Below are 13,149 nucleotides of genomic sequence, written 5' to 3' on the forward strand. Positions count from 1 at the left end.
ATTAATTAAAATTTTATCGAATTATTGCCCGCTCAGTACACGCGCCGGATCGATATTACTGGCGCGTCTTGCCGGATACCAGCTGGCGAGCAGGCTCAGCAGCAGCGCGGTGACCAGCACGTAGAAAACATCCAGCCAGTGCAGTTCCGACGGCAGAAAATCGATAAAGTAGATGTCGCCTGACAAGAAGCGATGCCCAATCAGCTTTTGAATAGCGTTGATGATGTTGGTCAACTGCCAGGAGGCCAGCACGCCGACAATTACCCCACTCACGCTGCCAAACAGGCCCGCCAGCAGCCCGTACCAGACGAAAATGGCGCGAATCAGGCCGTCTTTTGCCCCCAGCGTGCGCAGCACGGCGATATCGCTACTTTTATCTTTTACGGCCATGACAAGCGTAGAGACGATATTGAAACAGGCCACGCCGATGACCAGCACCATCGCCAGGTACATAATGGCGCGAATCATCTGAATGTCACGATACATGTAGCCGTAAGTACCAATCCAGCTCTTGATGTAAACATAGGCGTTAGTGACTTCGCCCGCGTCGCGCACCAGCTTATTGGCGTTGAATACGTCATTCACTTTAATGGCGATACCCGTGACACTGTCACCCATATCCAGATAGCCCTGCGCGTCGCTCATCGGCACCATCGCGAAGCTGTGATCGAGCTGGCCGCTAAGCGCCAGAATACCGGCAACGTGCAGGCGAACACGCTTCGGTTGCAGGAGCTTCGTGCCGCCGTCGTTGTTCGGGATCATGATAGAGATCCAGTCGCCCTGTCTGACCTTCAGCGCGTCCGCAACGCCTTTACCGATGATGATTTGCTGCTGTCCGGCTTTGAAATCCTGCCAGGCGTTGTTCTGCACATATTGCGGCAGCGCGCTCAGGCGCGTTTCCTGAGCCGGATCGACCCCTTTGACCTGGATGGCGCGAAGATTGGCTCCGCTTTCCACCAGGCCGGTGAAGTTAATATACGGTGCGGCAGCGGCAATCCCTTTCACTTTCTCAACGCGTTGCAGTACGCCGTTCCAGTCATGGAAAGGCTGATTAACCGGTTCGATTTCCCCGTGCGGCACAACCGCCAGAATACGGTTATTCAACTCGCGCTCGAAGCCGTTCATCGCGCTCAGGCCGACGATTAACACCGCCACGCCTAAAGCGATACCGATTGTCGAGATAACGGAAATCAGCGAAACCATGCCGCTGCGGCGGCGTCCGCGGCTAAAACGCAGGCCGATTAAGAGTGAAAGCGGCGAGGCCATCAATCTGCCCCCATCAGGGTTAATTCGTGCGTCAGACGTCCGTCACGCATTTCAAGCTGACGCGACATGCGCCTGGCCAGATGCAGGTCGTGCGTCACCACCAGGAACGCGGTGCCCTGGCGGACGTTCAGCTCGCCGAGCAGCTCGAAAATGCTGTCCGCATTGCGGGCGTCCAGGTTGCCGGTTGGCTCATCCGCCAGCACCAGACGCGGATTGTTGACCAGCGCACGGGCAATCGCCACGCGCTGACGCTCACCGCCGGAAAGCTCGGAAGGACGGTGATTGCTGCGGTGATCCAGCCCCACGGCTTTAAGCATATCCAGCGCGCGCTGTTTTGTTTCATCGGTATTCTTTTTGCCGATCAGCAACGGCATGGCGACATTTTCCATCGCCGTGAAATCCGGCAGCAGATGGTGGAACTGGTATATAAAGCCCAGCTCGCGGTTGCGCAGCTCCGCCTTAGCCGACGAAGAGAGCGAGCTCATCGGCTGGCCGTTGAAAATCACATCGCCGGACGTTGGGCTATCCAGCCCGCCAAGCAGGTGCAGCAGGGTACTTTTGCCGGAGCCGGAGCTGCCGACAATCGCCATTAACTCGCCCGCGTTAATGCTGAAGCTGACATCGTGCAGCACATCCGTTTGTACCTTGCCTTCCTGATAGCGTTTGCACAGTTTGTCACACTGCAACAGGACAGAATTACTCATAACGTAAAGCCTCAGCGGGAAGAGTCGCGGCAGCGCGCCACGAAGGATAAAGCGTGGATAACAGGGCAACCGCCATTGCAACAATCGCAATCACAACGACTTGTACAGGTTCGATGGCGATGGGCAGCGTGGCGCCATCCAGCAGCGCGCCGATAATCGGCATCAGATTATTAAGCTGGCTGGCGAGTAGCGCACCAAGCAGCGCGCCAAGCAAGGCGCCAATCACGCCGGCGCTGGCCCCCTGCACCATAAATACCGCCATTATCTGGCGGCGCGTCAGGCCCTGGGTTTGCAGAATGGCGACTTCGCCCTGCTTCTCCATCACCAGCAGGCCCAGCGAGGTAATAATGTTAAACGCGGCGACCGCGACAATCAGGCTTAATAGCAGGCCCATCATGTTTTTTTCCATGCGCACGGCCTGGAACAGCTCGCCTTTGCGCTCGCGCCAGTCTTTCCATTCGGTGCCCTGCGGCAGCGTTTGGCTACTTAGCACGTCCACTTTGAGCGGTTCGGCAAGCCACAGACGCCAGCCGGTAATATTGCCCAGCGGATAGCGCATCAGACGTGAAGCATCCTGCTGGTTAACCAGCATCTGATAGCCGTCCACTTCGCTGTTAGCCGCAAAGGTCCCGATAACGTTAAACAGGCGCTGGCTGGGTACGCGCCCCATCGGCGTAAACTGGCTGGCGGACGGCACCATAATGCGGATGCTGTCGCCACGCTTGATGCCAAGCTGTCCGGCGAGCTGCTCGCCAAGAATAACGTTGTATTTACCCGCTTGCAGATCGGTCTGTTTCACATTCACCAGATAAGGCGACAGCGGATCTTTTTCTTCTGGCTGAATGCCGAGCATCACGCCCACGGCCACGCTGCGGGCGCTTTGCAGCACCACATCGCCGGTCGTGACTGGCGCAATACGCGTAACCCCTTGTAGCTTAAGGCTGGACGCGGGAAGTTTTGCAGGATTGATTGAGCCGCTGGTCGAGGTAACCATCGCCTGGGGCATCAGGCCAAGAATATTGTTGGTGAGCTCGCGCTCGAAACCGTTCATCACGGAAAGCACCGTCACCAGCGCCATTACGCCAAGCGTAATGCCAATGGTGGACAGCCAGGAGACAAAGCGGCCGAAGCGGTCCGATGCTCGCCCACGCATGTAGCGCAGGCCTATAAATAACGCGACAGGTTGATACATGAAGTCCGTCTTGTTGCAGTTGGCTTAAGCGAAGTTGGCGAGAAGTATAAACGAAGCGTGTCGGACGGGCATAACTAATTATAAGGTTACGATATATCTGAAAAAATTACTCATAGCTTCAGAAGCAGATTAATCGAGTTAAAAAGCCCTCGCCCATCCCCCACCCTTGCAGGCCATGATTTATTGATAAGGGACATTACCCCTGGCATGAAAAACAAACAACTCTGGATCAACCATATTAAAGGGCTGTGCATCTGCCTTGTCGTCATTTACCACTCGGTGATTACTTTTTACCCGCACTTAACGGCGTTGCCGCCGGGCCTGACGGAATATATTGCTAAGTGCTGGATATATATGAATTTATATCTCGCCCCTTTCCGTATGCCGGTGTTCTTTTTTATCTCCGGCTATCTGATTCACCGTTATATTGAACAGGTGAAATGGCAGGCGTGTATTGATAAGCGCATCTGGAATATTTTTTACGTGCTGGCGCTGTGGGGAATTTTGCAGTGGCTGGGGATTACGCTTATCAATCAATGGCTCGCACCTGACTTAGCGCGTAATCCGACATCCAACGCGGCGTACTCAGCAACCCTGATGCAGTTTGTTATCAGCATGGCGAAAGCCAGTACCAGCCTGTGGTATCTGTACGCGCTGGTGGTCTATTTCATAGCGTTCAAACTGCTCCGCGCCTACAAAGTGCCGGTGCTGATTGCCCTGTCTGGCATCTACGTGGTGATTAGCTTTATGCCGCTGCCATGGTGGGGAATGAACAGCGTGGTGCGCAATATGCTCTATTACGGATTGGGCGCCTGGTTTGGCCCGCAGCTGCTGGCCTGGATGAAAGGTTTTAGCTTCCGCCAGCATCCAATGATTTGTGGCCTGGTGGGTATCGGCTCGCTTGCGCTGTATCTGGTTAACGTGCCGCTGGTTATCTCCGTTGTTTCAATCTTCGTCATCATGAAGATTTTTTATACGCTGGATAGCCGGCGCGAAAGCCGCCCGGAGGCGTTTCTTAATATAGTCGGCTCGAATACCATCGCTATTTATACCACGCACCGCATTGTCATTGAGGCGCTGAGCCTGTTTACGCTAGCGCAAATTAACCAGGGCCAACTGTCCGGCCAGGTCATGCTGGCGATTTTGCTGTTTTATCCGTTCGCCAGCCTCGCTATCTGTATCCTGACAGGACTGGGATTCAGGAAGCTGTCGGCTAAGATGTTTGGCGATATGTTCTTCTCGCCGCCGGCGAAACTGGGGCCTGCCGCCTCGGCCAGCTAGCGCATTACGAATGACGCTTCGCTTAGCCGCCCGACGAGCGCCGGGCGGCTAAGCGAGGCAATTTAGTGATTGGGTTGCTTATGTAAAGCGATCGCGGATAATAATAACTATCTGAAGTTCATGGACCGATGCACAAGGTGCAACCTGAGAGATCCCGATTCCGCTATGCCTGAACATTATCGCTATTCCTTACCTGTTAAAGCCGACGATCAACGCCACCTCGGTGAGCTCACCGGCTCTGCCTGCGCAACAGAGGTGGCCGAAATTGTTGAACGTCACGGCGGCCCGGTGGTGTTAATTGCGCCCGATATGCAAAATGCCCTGCGTCTGCACGATGAGATAAGCCAGTTCACCGAAAGCCTGGTGATGAATCTCGCCGACTGGGAAACGCTGCCGTACGACAGTTTCTCGCCGCATCAGGAAATTATCTCATCGCGCCTCTCCACGCTTTATCAACTGCCGACCATGAAACGCGGCGTGCTGATTATGCCGGTCAATACGCTGATGCAGCGCGTGTGCCCGCACAGCTACCTGCACGGCCACGCGCTGGTGATGAAAAAGGGCCAGCAGCTTTCACGCGATAATTTACGTAGCCAGCTTGAACAGGCCGGTTATCGCAGCGTGGATCAGGTCATGGAGCACGGTGAATTCGCTACGCGTGGCGCGCTGCTCGATCTGTATCCAATGGGCAGCAATCAACCGTACCGCATTGACTTTTTTGACGACGAAATCGACAGCCTGCGCATATTTGACGTGGATACCCAGCGCACGCTCGAAGAAGTGGAAGCCATCAACCTGCTGCCCGCGCATGAATTCCCGACGGATAAAGCGGCCATTGAGCTATTCCGCAGCCAGTGGCGCGACAGGTTCGATGTGAAGCGCGAAGCAGAGCATATCTATCAGCAGGTGAGTAAAGGCACCCTGCCCGCCGGGATCGAATACTGGCAGCCGCTGTTCTTTAGCGAGCCGCTGCCGCCGCTGTTTAGCTACTTCCCGAAAAATACGCTGGTGGTGAATACCGGCGATCTGGAAACCAGCGCAGAGCGTTTCTGGCAGGATGCTACCGCGCGTTTTGAGAACCGTGGCGTGGACCCGATGCGCCCGCTTCTGCCGCCAGAAAGCCTGTGGCTGCGCGTGGATGAGCTGTTCAGCGAGCTGAAAACCTGGCCGCGCATCCAGCTTAAGACCGACAAACTTGCCGATAAAGCCGCAAATACCAATCTGGGCTATCACGCGTTGCCCGATCTGGCGGTACAGGCGCAAAATAAAGCCCCGCTCGATAACCTGCGTAAATTCCTCGAATCTTTCGCAGGTCCGGTCGTTTTCTCGGTCGAAAGCGAAGGCCGTCGCGAGGCGCTGGGTGAACTACTCTCGCGTATTAAAGTTGCGCCGAAGCGTATTTATCGTCTGGATGAAGCAGAGGATCGTGGACGCTATCTGATGCTTGGCTCCAGCGAACATGGCTTTATCGATACCTTGCGTCAGCGCGCGCTGATTTGCGAAAGCGATCTGCTGGGGGAACGCGTCAGCCGCCGCCGTCAGGACAAGCGTCGCGCCATCAACCCGGATACGCTGATTCGTAACCTGGCGGAGCTGCATACCGGGCAGCCGGTTGTGCACCTGGAACATGGCGTCGGGCGTTACGCAGGCTTAACCACTCTGGAAGCGGGCGGCATCACCGCTGAATACCTGATGCTGACCTACGCGGGTGATGCGAAGCTGTATGTGCCCGTTTCGTCACTGCATTTGATCAGCCGTTACGCGGGCGGCGCGGAAGAAAGCGCGCCGTTGCATAAACTCGGCAGCGACGCCTGGTCCCGCGCACGGCAAAAAGCCGCTGAAAAAGTGCGCGATGTCGCAGCGGAACTGCTGGATATCTATGCCCAACGAGCCGCGAAAGAAGGCTTCGCCTTTAAACACAATAAGGAACAGTACCAGCTCTTCTGCGACAGCTTCCCGTTCGAAACCACGCCGGATCAGGCTCAGGCTATTAACGCCGTATTGAGCGATATGTGCCAGCCGCTGGCGATGGACAGGCTGGTGTGTGGCGATGTCGGCTTCGGTAAGACCGAAGTGGCGATGCGTGCCGCATTCCTGGCCGTCGAAAATAACAAGCAGGTTGCGGTGCTTGTCCCGACCACGCTGCTGGCCCAGCAGCACCTTGATAACTTCCAGGACCGTTTTGCTAACTGGCCGGTGCGCGTGGAGATGCTATCGCGTTTCCGTAGCGCTAAAGAGCAAACGCAAATTCTCGAAGAAGCAAGGGAAGGCAAAGTTGATATTCTCATCGGCACGCACAAGCTGCTGCAAAACGATGTGAAGATGAAAGATCTCGGCCTGCTGATCGTTGATGAAGAGCACCGCTTTGGGGTGCGTCATAAAGAACGTATTAAGGCGATGCGTGCGGATGTCGATATTCTGACGCTTACCGCAACGCCTATCCCACGCACGCTGAACATGGCGATGAGCGGCATGCGCGATCTGTCGATTATCGCCACGCCACCGGCTCGCCGTCTGGCGGTAAAAACGTTTGTGCGCCAGTACGATGAGCTGGTGGTTCGCGAAGCTATTCTGCGTGAAGTGCTGCGCGGCGGGCAGGTTTATTACCTTTACAACGACGTGGAAAATATCCAGAAAGCGGCGGAACGTCTGGCAAATTTGGTGCCCGAAGCGCGCGTTGCTATCGGCCACGGCCAGATGCGCGAGCGGGAGCTGGAACGGGTCATGAACGATTTCCACCACCAGCGTTTTAACGTGCTGGTCTGTACCACCATTATTGAAACCGGCATCGATATCCCAACGGCGAACACCATTATTATCGAACGTGCGGACCACTTTGGGCTTGCCCAGCTTCACCAGCTACGTGGCCGCGTCGGGCGCTCGCACCACCAGGCCTACGCCTGGCTGCTGACGCCGCATCCGAAAGCGATGACTACCGATGCGCAAAAACGCCTTGAGGCCATCGCTTCGCTGGAAGATTTGGGGGCTGGTTTTGCTCTGGCAACGCACGATCTGGAAATCCGCGGCGCGGGCGAGTTGCTGGGTGAAGGCCAGAGCGGCTCGATGGAAACTATCGGCTTCTCGCTGTATATGGAGATGCTGGAAAACGCCGTTGACGCGCTCAAAGAGGGCCGCGAGCCGTCGCTGGAAGATTTAACCAGCAGCCAGACGGAAGTGGAACTGCGCATGCCTGCCCTGCTGCCAGAGGATTTTATTCCGGACGTGAACACGCGCCTGTCGTTCTATAAACGCATCGCCAGCGCCAAATCCGGACACGAGCTGGACGAGCTGAAAGTCGAACTGATCGACCGCTTCGGCCTGTTGCCGGACGCCGCCCGCAATCTGCTGGATATCGCAGCGCTGCGCCAGCAGGCCCAGAAGCTTGGCGTGCGTAAGATAGAAGGCAATGAAAAAGGCGGCGTGATTGAGTTTGCCGAGAAAAATCATGTCGATCCGGTGTGGCTGATAGGGCTGTTGCAGAAGCAGCCGCAGCACTATCGCCTTGACGGCCCGACGAGGCTAAAATTTATGCAGGATCTTGCCGACCGTAAAACGCGGATGGACTGGGTGCGCAACTTTATGGGTCAGCTCGCGGAGAATACTGCGGCCTAGTTTTCCAGGCGGCGGGGAGCGCAATGCTTACCCGCCCGGCCAGAGTCTTCAGCCTCTGCCCTTTTTGTAACATTTACACATTCTTTGCAATCAGCCAGGGTTTCCCGACGCTGGCTCCCCGCATAATCCCTGATTAACTTTTTAATAACATTAGACTTAATAAAAATGGGGTTTGCATCATGCGCTTTTCGCGACGTTTCTCAACGCCCGCACGCTGGCTGGCATCGATAATTCTCCTGCTGGTAACTCTGGCCTCGCTTCCGGCAGGTGCCAATTGCTGGCCGTTACCGGCCACAGGCAGCCGTCTTATCGGCCAGAACGTCTTTCACGTTGTGCAGGATGACGGCGGCTCGCTGGAATCTATCGCCAAAAAGTACAACGTAGGTTTCCTTGCGCTGTTGCAGGCTAATCCCGGCGTTGACCCTTACGTTCCACGCGCCGGCAGCGTATTAACGATACCGCTGCAGATGCTGCTGCCTGATGCGCCGCGTAAAGGCCTGGTTATCAACCTCGCCGAACTGCGCGTCTACTATTACCCGGCGGGTAAAAATAGCGTAACGGTTTATCCTATCGGCATTGGCCAGTTGGGTGGGGATACGATGACGCCTACGATGCAAACGACCGTCTCCGATAAGCGAGCAAACCCTACCTGGACACCTACCGCAAACATTCGCGCACGCTACCTGGCAAACGGCATTAAATTGCCCGCCGTCGTCCCGGCAGGCCCGGATAACCCGATGGGCCACCACGCTATCCGACTCGCGGCCTACGGTGGGGTTTACCTGCTGCATGGAACCAACGCTGATTTTGGCATCGGCATGCGCGTGAGCTCCGGCTGTATCCGTCTGCGCGATGACGACATCAAAGCGCTCTATAAAGAAATGCCTGTTGGCACGCCGGTACGCATTATCAACACGCCGATTAAAGCGTCCGTTGAGCCGGATGGCCGACGCCTGGTTGAGGTGCATCAGCCGCTGTCGAAGTCGATTAATGACGATCCGAAAGTGCTACCGATCCTGCTTAACGCCCGGATGAAGCAGTTCCAGGCCGCGCCGGAAACGGACGCGCAGATTATGGCGCGGGCAATGCAGCATCGCTCCGGTATGCCTGTTGAGATAAACGCTCACGCGGCGAACGCAATTTGAGCGAATGCCCGCGGGTAAAAAGCACCGTTCAAACGCTTCTTCGGTGCTTTTTTAGCATCCTTCTTCGCCGTTTACCGCTAACATTTTTTGGCGACAAACGCTAAGCACGAGTTTTCGCAGCCAGCGAACCTTTTGATTTTGCGGGCGCTATCTTATCGGCCGTTATGCTGGGAGGACTGATTCTTGCCGCAAACGCTTTTACGCAATCGGGCGACAGAGAAACAACCTCTTCGACGCTGATAATAGCCCTTGCTTACGTCTTTACCGCGCTTATCGCAGGTGGACTGTTTATCTGGCGTCAGCGTCGTGCCACAAAACCTCTTATGCCGCTGGAAATATTCCGCTCGGCTCGGTTTTCTCTTGCGGCGTTAACCTCCCTGGCCTCCTTTGTCAGTCAGGGAATGACCTTCGTAGCGCTGCCCTTCCTGTTCCAGAGCGTTTATGGGCATAGCGCGTTTGCCTCCGCGCTGCTGTTTCTGCCGTGGCCGGCGGGGATCGTGCTGATCGCGCCGCACGCGGGCCGGCTGGCCGATCGCTATCCGCCTGCCATCATCTCAACCGTTGGGCTGTGTATATTTGCCTGTGGGCTGGTTTTGCTGGCGCAGCTTCCTGAACGCGCGCAGGAGTGGGATATTGCCGTGCGGAGTTTGCTGTGCGGTGTCGGGTTTGGCTGTTTTCAAAGCCCGAACAATCGTGAACTGCTGTCAAACGTTGCCCGTGAAAACAGCGGATATGCTTCAGGCGTGCTGGCGATAATGCGAACGTTTGGGCAATGCCTGGGCACGGCTTTCGTGGGCGTAATTTTATCGGCGATGGCTCAGCCCGCGCTGAAAAATGTAATTCAGGAGGATATGGCGGTTCGATTCAGTCTTTGGGTGGCAACGGCCGCCACTGTGGTAGCCCTGGCCTTTAGCGTGAGCCGTTTGCGGAATATGCGCAAACAACGCAAGCTTGCCTGATGAAGGCCCCATAAAAAGCAAAAGCCTTGTCTTTCGACAAGGCCTTTTTTGTGGCATGGCATAAAGGGTTAAGCGCGTTGAGGGTTACGCTTATTTATAGATTACAGCCGTACCGTGCAGCGTGTTCGGACCGGATACTGAAGTGATGCGGAACGATTTAGCGCCCATTGCATCAGCTTTAGCCGCCAGCTGGTCTTCCAGTGAACCCAGGTTAGTCCCGGCGTTTGCGCTGATGGTGCCGACTTTCTGTTGGTCAGCCGGGGTAGCCTGAACTTCTACAGCCGCGAGGCTTGCGAATGACACAGAACTAAGGAGAGCAGCAGCGATAAGAGTTTTTACGTTTTTCATGGTAGATGCCTTCAGCAGATGAACAGATGCCGTTAACTTAATTAGTTAACGATCGATACATAAATGATAAGCGTGATCCGTATCATAGGTCAACACCATTTTATAATGACCGTTAATTAATTTGTAAAAACATTATTTTTCAAAGACATAGGAAAATTTTATTTTTTGGCAGATGCCGCTGGCTACGCGGGACGATAATTTTTATAATGATCGCTCACTAAACAGACAGAGGTTAAACGGCAAATATGTCTACTGACGCAAGCTGCATTAAAAAAAGCCGTGGCCGGCCGAAAGTGTTCGACAGGGAAGCTGCACTCGATAAGGCCATGACGCTGTTCTGGCAACACGGCTATGAGGCAACCTCGATGGCGCATCTGGTAGAAGCGACGGGGGCAAAAGCGCCGACGCTCTATGCAGAATTCACCAATAAAGAGGGATTATTCCGGGCCGTGCTCGATCATTACATCGCCCGCTTTGCGGAAAAACATGAGGCATGTTTGTTCTGCGAAGAGCGTACGCTTGAACAGGCGCTTGAGGATTATCTTTTTACCGTGGCGAAGCGCTTTACCGATAAAGATACCCCGTCGGGCTGCTTTATCATCTGTACCTCATCGGTGCTGGCGGCCTCTTCTGAAGATATCGCAGCCACCATCAAAGCGCGCCATGCCATGCAGGAAGAGACGCTGGTGCGTTTCCTGACGCAAAGACAGCAGAAAGGTGAAATCCCTCCCGGCAGCGACGCCCGGACGCTCGCCAGATATCTGTGCTGCATTATTCAGGGCATGTCGGTCAGCTCCCGTGAAAACGCCAGCTATGAAGATTTACTGAGTATCGTGAAAACCACGCTCCGCCTGTGGCCTGAGCTGAAAAAAGGGTAATTTACCTCCCTCTCCGTCGGGAGAGGGAATAACCCGGCTTTCCCCGCTTGCTTTTGGCGCCCTTGCTCCAGCAGGCCATAAAATTGACGGCATTATGGCTTGCCCCGCGTTCCCCGAGCAAAATGGCGGCGCAGCATTTTCACCCCTGAAGATTCTGCCGCTATCCAGCCGCAGAACTCACGGTCACCGGCCGTGGCTTTATCCCAGAGCAGTTCGCCTTGCGCCTCTTCCTGAACATCTTCATGGCTGATTTTTGTCTACGGGATGCGCGCCTGCTGCTTAACCGCAGGGATCAGTCATTCACCGTGCGTTGCGTTGAGCGGCTGGTTTGACGACAAAGGGCATCAACGTTGAAGACGATAAACGTCGTATTTACGGGGCGGAAGGCGCGGCGGATGACGTTATTCCGGGCTCCGTCTGGCTTACCGACATAAGCTTTAACGTGCTGAAACCGGAAACCAAAGTCGATAGCGAGCGGCAGAAGTGGAACGTGATTTACGCCAGCCCGTGGCTGTATGTGTATAAAGGGCGCGGTCGGACATATGGCGTGAATTATTCATTGCTGTTCTGATTTGCGCGCGAACCAGCGTCGAATGCTGGCCCGCATATTTACCGCTGCATACATTTTCATTCTCGACCCGTCTCCAGTACTGCTTTAAAAGATAGGGCTACTCTATTTGTATTATTTATCTGTCGCAGGATATTCATATGTTGGTTGGATTAATTGGCACTGGCGCCGTGGTGGAGACAGCCTATCTTCCGGCGATTTCCCGTCTTCCTCTTGCTGAAATTCAGTGTTACGGCTTCGATCCCGATCCGGCTCGTCAGCCGTCGGGAATTACGCGCTGCGAGTCACTCACCGACTTGCTGGCGCTATCGTTAGATATTGTCTTTATCACCACCCCGTCACTTCTTCATCTGCCCGTGCTTGAAGCGGTTCTGAAAAGCAAGGTCGCGCAAATCGTGGTGGAAAAACCCGTTGCCGCCACGCTTGAACAGCTCGCTGTTTTAGAAAAATGGCTGGAAGAGCCAGCTATTGCGTCGCGTATTCTGGCGCTCGATCACTGGATGGTTCGTACGGATGCCATGCAATTTATAAAAAGCATTGCTGAAATCGAACGCATTGCAGGTTTTTTACTGGAGCCAAGCGGTTTTAACGATGCGGGTGAGCCTGTGGCGCTGAATTTTGCGACGGGTAAAGCCGATACCCGGCAGCTTCGCCATCCCGATGGGGTGATTGTCGATATCGGTACGCACGTACTGGCGATGATGCGCGAAACCGTTTACAGGCTGGGCGGTAGCGAAGCATTAACCGTAGAACTGCTTCACGCACGCGATCGCCTGGGCAACGGCATCCAGCCGGGTGATTTGACGACCGCAGAAGGTGACGCAATGCTACGTGGAACAATAAGCGGCATTCCTTTCACCCTCGCTCTTAATAAATATGCTGGCCCTGCGGGCGGACAAAAAGGCATGAAAATCTATCTGCACGATGGCCGGATCGTGAACGTTGACCGCCGCGGCGCTGATGAAGTGGTGGAAGTGCTCAACGCCAACAGCAGTCGTCAGCTTAAGATTTCCGGTCCGCTTTACGACAGGTGTTTAGAGGAAGTGGTTTTAGGCGCTCAGCGAATGTTTGTGAGCAAACCGGAGGAAATTCCGGCCCTGACTCGCCGTCGAATAACAGAGGTTAAGGCTTTACTGGCAATACAGCAGACGTTACGTGGAAAGCATTAATATTGCAGGCGGGTCGATGGCCCGCCG

At 55.0% G+C, this 13,149-nt stretch carries 10 protein-coding genes and 1 pseudogene; 7 read left to right on the forward strand and 4 right to left on the reverse strand.

The window, feature by feature from the left end:
* Positions 1 to 21: 21 nt before the first annotated feature.
* The 3 genes from lolE to lolC are packed head-to-tail and all read right to left on the reverse strand — an operon-like array spanning position 22 to position 3,162.
* Positions 22 to 1,266 carry a lipoprotein-releasing ABC transporter permease subunit LolE gene (gene lolE / locus E2L00_RS17435; protein ID WP_167613898.1) on the reverse strand — a complete coding sequence of 415 codons (1,245 nt, stop codon included), beginning with the start codon at positions 1,264 to 1,266 and terminating at the stop codon, positions 22 to 24.
* Complete coding sequence (lolD, locus tag E2L00_RS17440) at positions 1,266 to 1,970, reverse strand: lipoprotein-releasing ABC transporter ATP-binding protein LolD (protein ID WP_167613900.1); 705 nt, start codon at positions 1,968 to 1,970, stop codon at positions 1,266 to 1,268. Before lolD ends, lolE begins: the two co-directional genes overlap by 1 nt.
* Positions 1,963 to 3,162, reverse strand: coding sequence for a lipoprotein-releasing ABC transporter permease subunit LolC (gene lolC, locus E2L00_RS17445; protein ID WP_167613902.1), 1,200 nt, complete (start codon positions 3,160 to 3,162; stop codon positions 1,963 to 1,965). Before lolC ends, lolD begins: the two co-directional genes overlap by 8 nt.
* A 207-nt stretch (positions 3,163 to 3,369) precedes the next feature.
* On the opposite strand from lolC, the gene E2L00_RS17450 reads away from it, so the two are divergent.
* From E2L00_RS17450 to E2L00_RS17465, 4 genes and pseudogenes are all read left to right on the forward strand, one after another.
* Positions 3,370 to 4,443, forward strand: a complete 1,074-nt coding sequence (locus E2L00_RS17450; protein ID WP_167613904.1) for an acyltransferase family protein — start codon at positions 3,370 to 3,372, stop codon at positions 4,441 to 4,443.
* Positions 4,444 to 4,608: 165 nt separating this feature from the next.
* Entirely contained in the window at positions 4,609 to 8,055 is a 3,447-nt protein-coding gene (mfd, locus tag E2L00_RS17455) for a transcription-repair coupling factor (RefSeq protein ID WP_167613906.1), read from the forward strand.
* 179 nt (positions 8,056 to 8,234) lie between these two features.
* Entirely contained in the window at positions 8,235 to 9,200 is a 966-nt protein-coding gene (gene ldtC, locus E2L00_RS17460) for a L,D-transpeptidase LdtC (RefSeq protein WP_167613908.1), read from the forward strand.
* Between the two features lie 125 nt (positions 9,201 to 9,325).
* A pseudogene (locus E2L00_RS17465) lies at positions 9,326 to 10,159 on the forward strand (MFS transporter); the annotation flags it as partial.
* 90 nt (positions 10,160 to 10,249) lie between these two features.
* On the opposite strand, the gene bhsA reads toward E2L00_RS17465, so the two are convergent.
* Positions 10,250 to 10,507, reverse strand: a complete 258-nt coding sequence (gene bhsA / locus E2L00_RS17470; protein WP_167613912.1) for a multiple stress resistance protein BhsA — start codon at positions 10,505 to 10,507, stop codon at positions 10,250 to 10,252.
* A 245-nt stretch (positions 10,508 to 10,752) separates the two neighbouring features.
* Between bhsA and E2L00_RS17475 the strand changes: the two genes are divergently transcribed.
* From E2L00_RS17475 to E2L00_RS17485, 3 genes are all read left to right on the forward strand, one after another.
* Positions 10,753 to 11,385, forward strand: a complete 633-nt coding sequence (locus E2L00_RS17475; RefSeq protein WP_167613914.1) for a TetR/AcrR family transcriptional regulator — start codon at positions 10,753 to 10,755, stop codon at positions 11,383 to 11,385.
* A gap of 328 nt (positions 11,386 to 11,713) precedes the next feature.
* The gene (locus tag E2L00_RS17480; RefSeq protein WP_201279478.1) at positions 11,714 to 11,956 is read left to right on the forward strand and encodes a hypothetical protein; all 243 of its coding nucleotides are present in this window, start codon (positions 11,714 to 11,716) and stop codon (positions 11,954 to 11,956) included.
* Between the two features lie 137 nt (positions 11,957 to 12,093).
* Positions 12,094 to 13,122 (forward strand): Gfo/Idh/MocA family oxidoreductase, encoded by a 1,029-nt coding sequence (locus E2L00_RS17485; RefSeq protein ID WP_167613916.1) that lies wholly within the window; start codon positions 12,094 to 12,096, stop codon positions 13,120 to 13,122.
* The last annotated feature ends 27 nt before the right edge of the window (positions 13,123 to 13,149 follow it).

It is taken from the genome of Cedecea colo (genome assembly GCF_011808225.1).
Taxonomy (GTDB): Bacteria; Pseudomonadota; Gammaproteobacteria; order Enterobacterales; family Enterobacteriaceae; genus Dryocola; species Dryocola colo.

Excerpts from the sequence above, each read along its gene's own strand:
- lolE (WP_167613898.1), bottom strand. The coding sequence starts at position 1,266 with ATGGCCTCGCCGCTTTCACTCTTAATCGGCCTGCGTTTTAGCCGCGGA.
- lolD (WP_167613900.1), bottom strand. The coding sequence starts at position 1,970 with ATGAGTAATTCTGTCCTGTTGCAGTGTGACAAACTGTGCAAACGCTAT.
- lolC (WP_167613902.1), bottom strand. The coding sequence starts at position 3,162 with ATGTATCAACCTGTCGCGTTATTTATAGGCCTGCGCTACATGCGTGGG.
- E2L00_RS17450 (WP_167613904.1), top strand. The coding sequence starts at position 3,370 with ATGAAAAACAAACAACTCTGGATCAACCATATTAAAGGGCTGTGCATC.
- mfd (WP_167613906.1), top strand. The coding sequence starts at position 4,609 with ATGCCTGAACATTATCGCTATTCCTTACCTGTTAAAGCCGACGATCAA.
- ldtC (WP_167613908.1), top strand. The coding sequence starts at position 8,235 with ATGCGCTTTTCGCGACGTTTCTCAACGCCCGCACGCTGGCTGGCATCG.
- bhsA (WP_167613912.1), bottom strand. The coding sequence starts at position 10,507 with ATGAAAAACGTAAAAACTCTTATCGCTGCTGCTCTCCTTAGTTCTGTG.
- E2L00_RS17475 (WP_167613914.1), top strand. The coding sequence starts at position 10,753 with ATGTCTACTGACGCAAGCTGCATTAAAAAAAGCCGTGGCCGGCCGAAA.
- E2L00_RS17485 (WP_167613916.1), top strand. The coding sequence starts at position 12,094 with ATGTTGGTTGGATTAATTGGCACTGGCGCCGTGGTGGAGACAGCCTAT.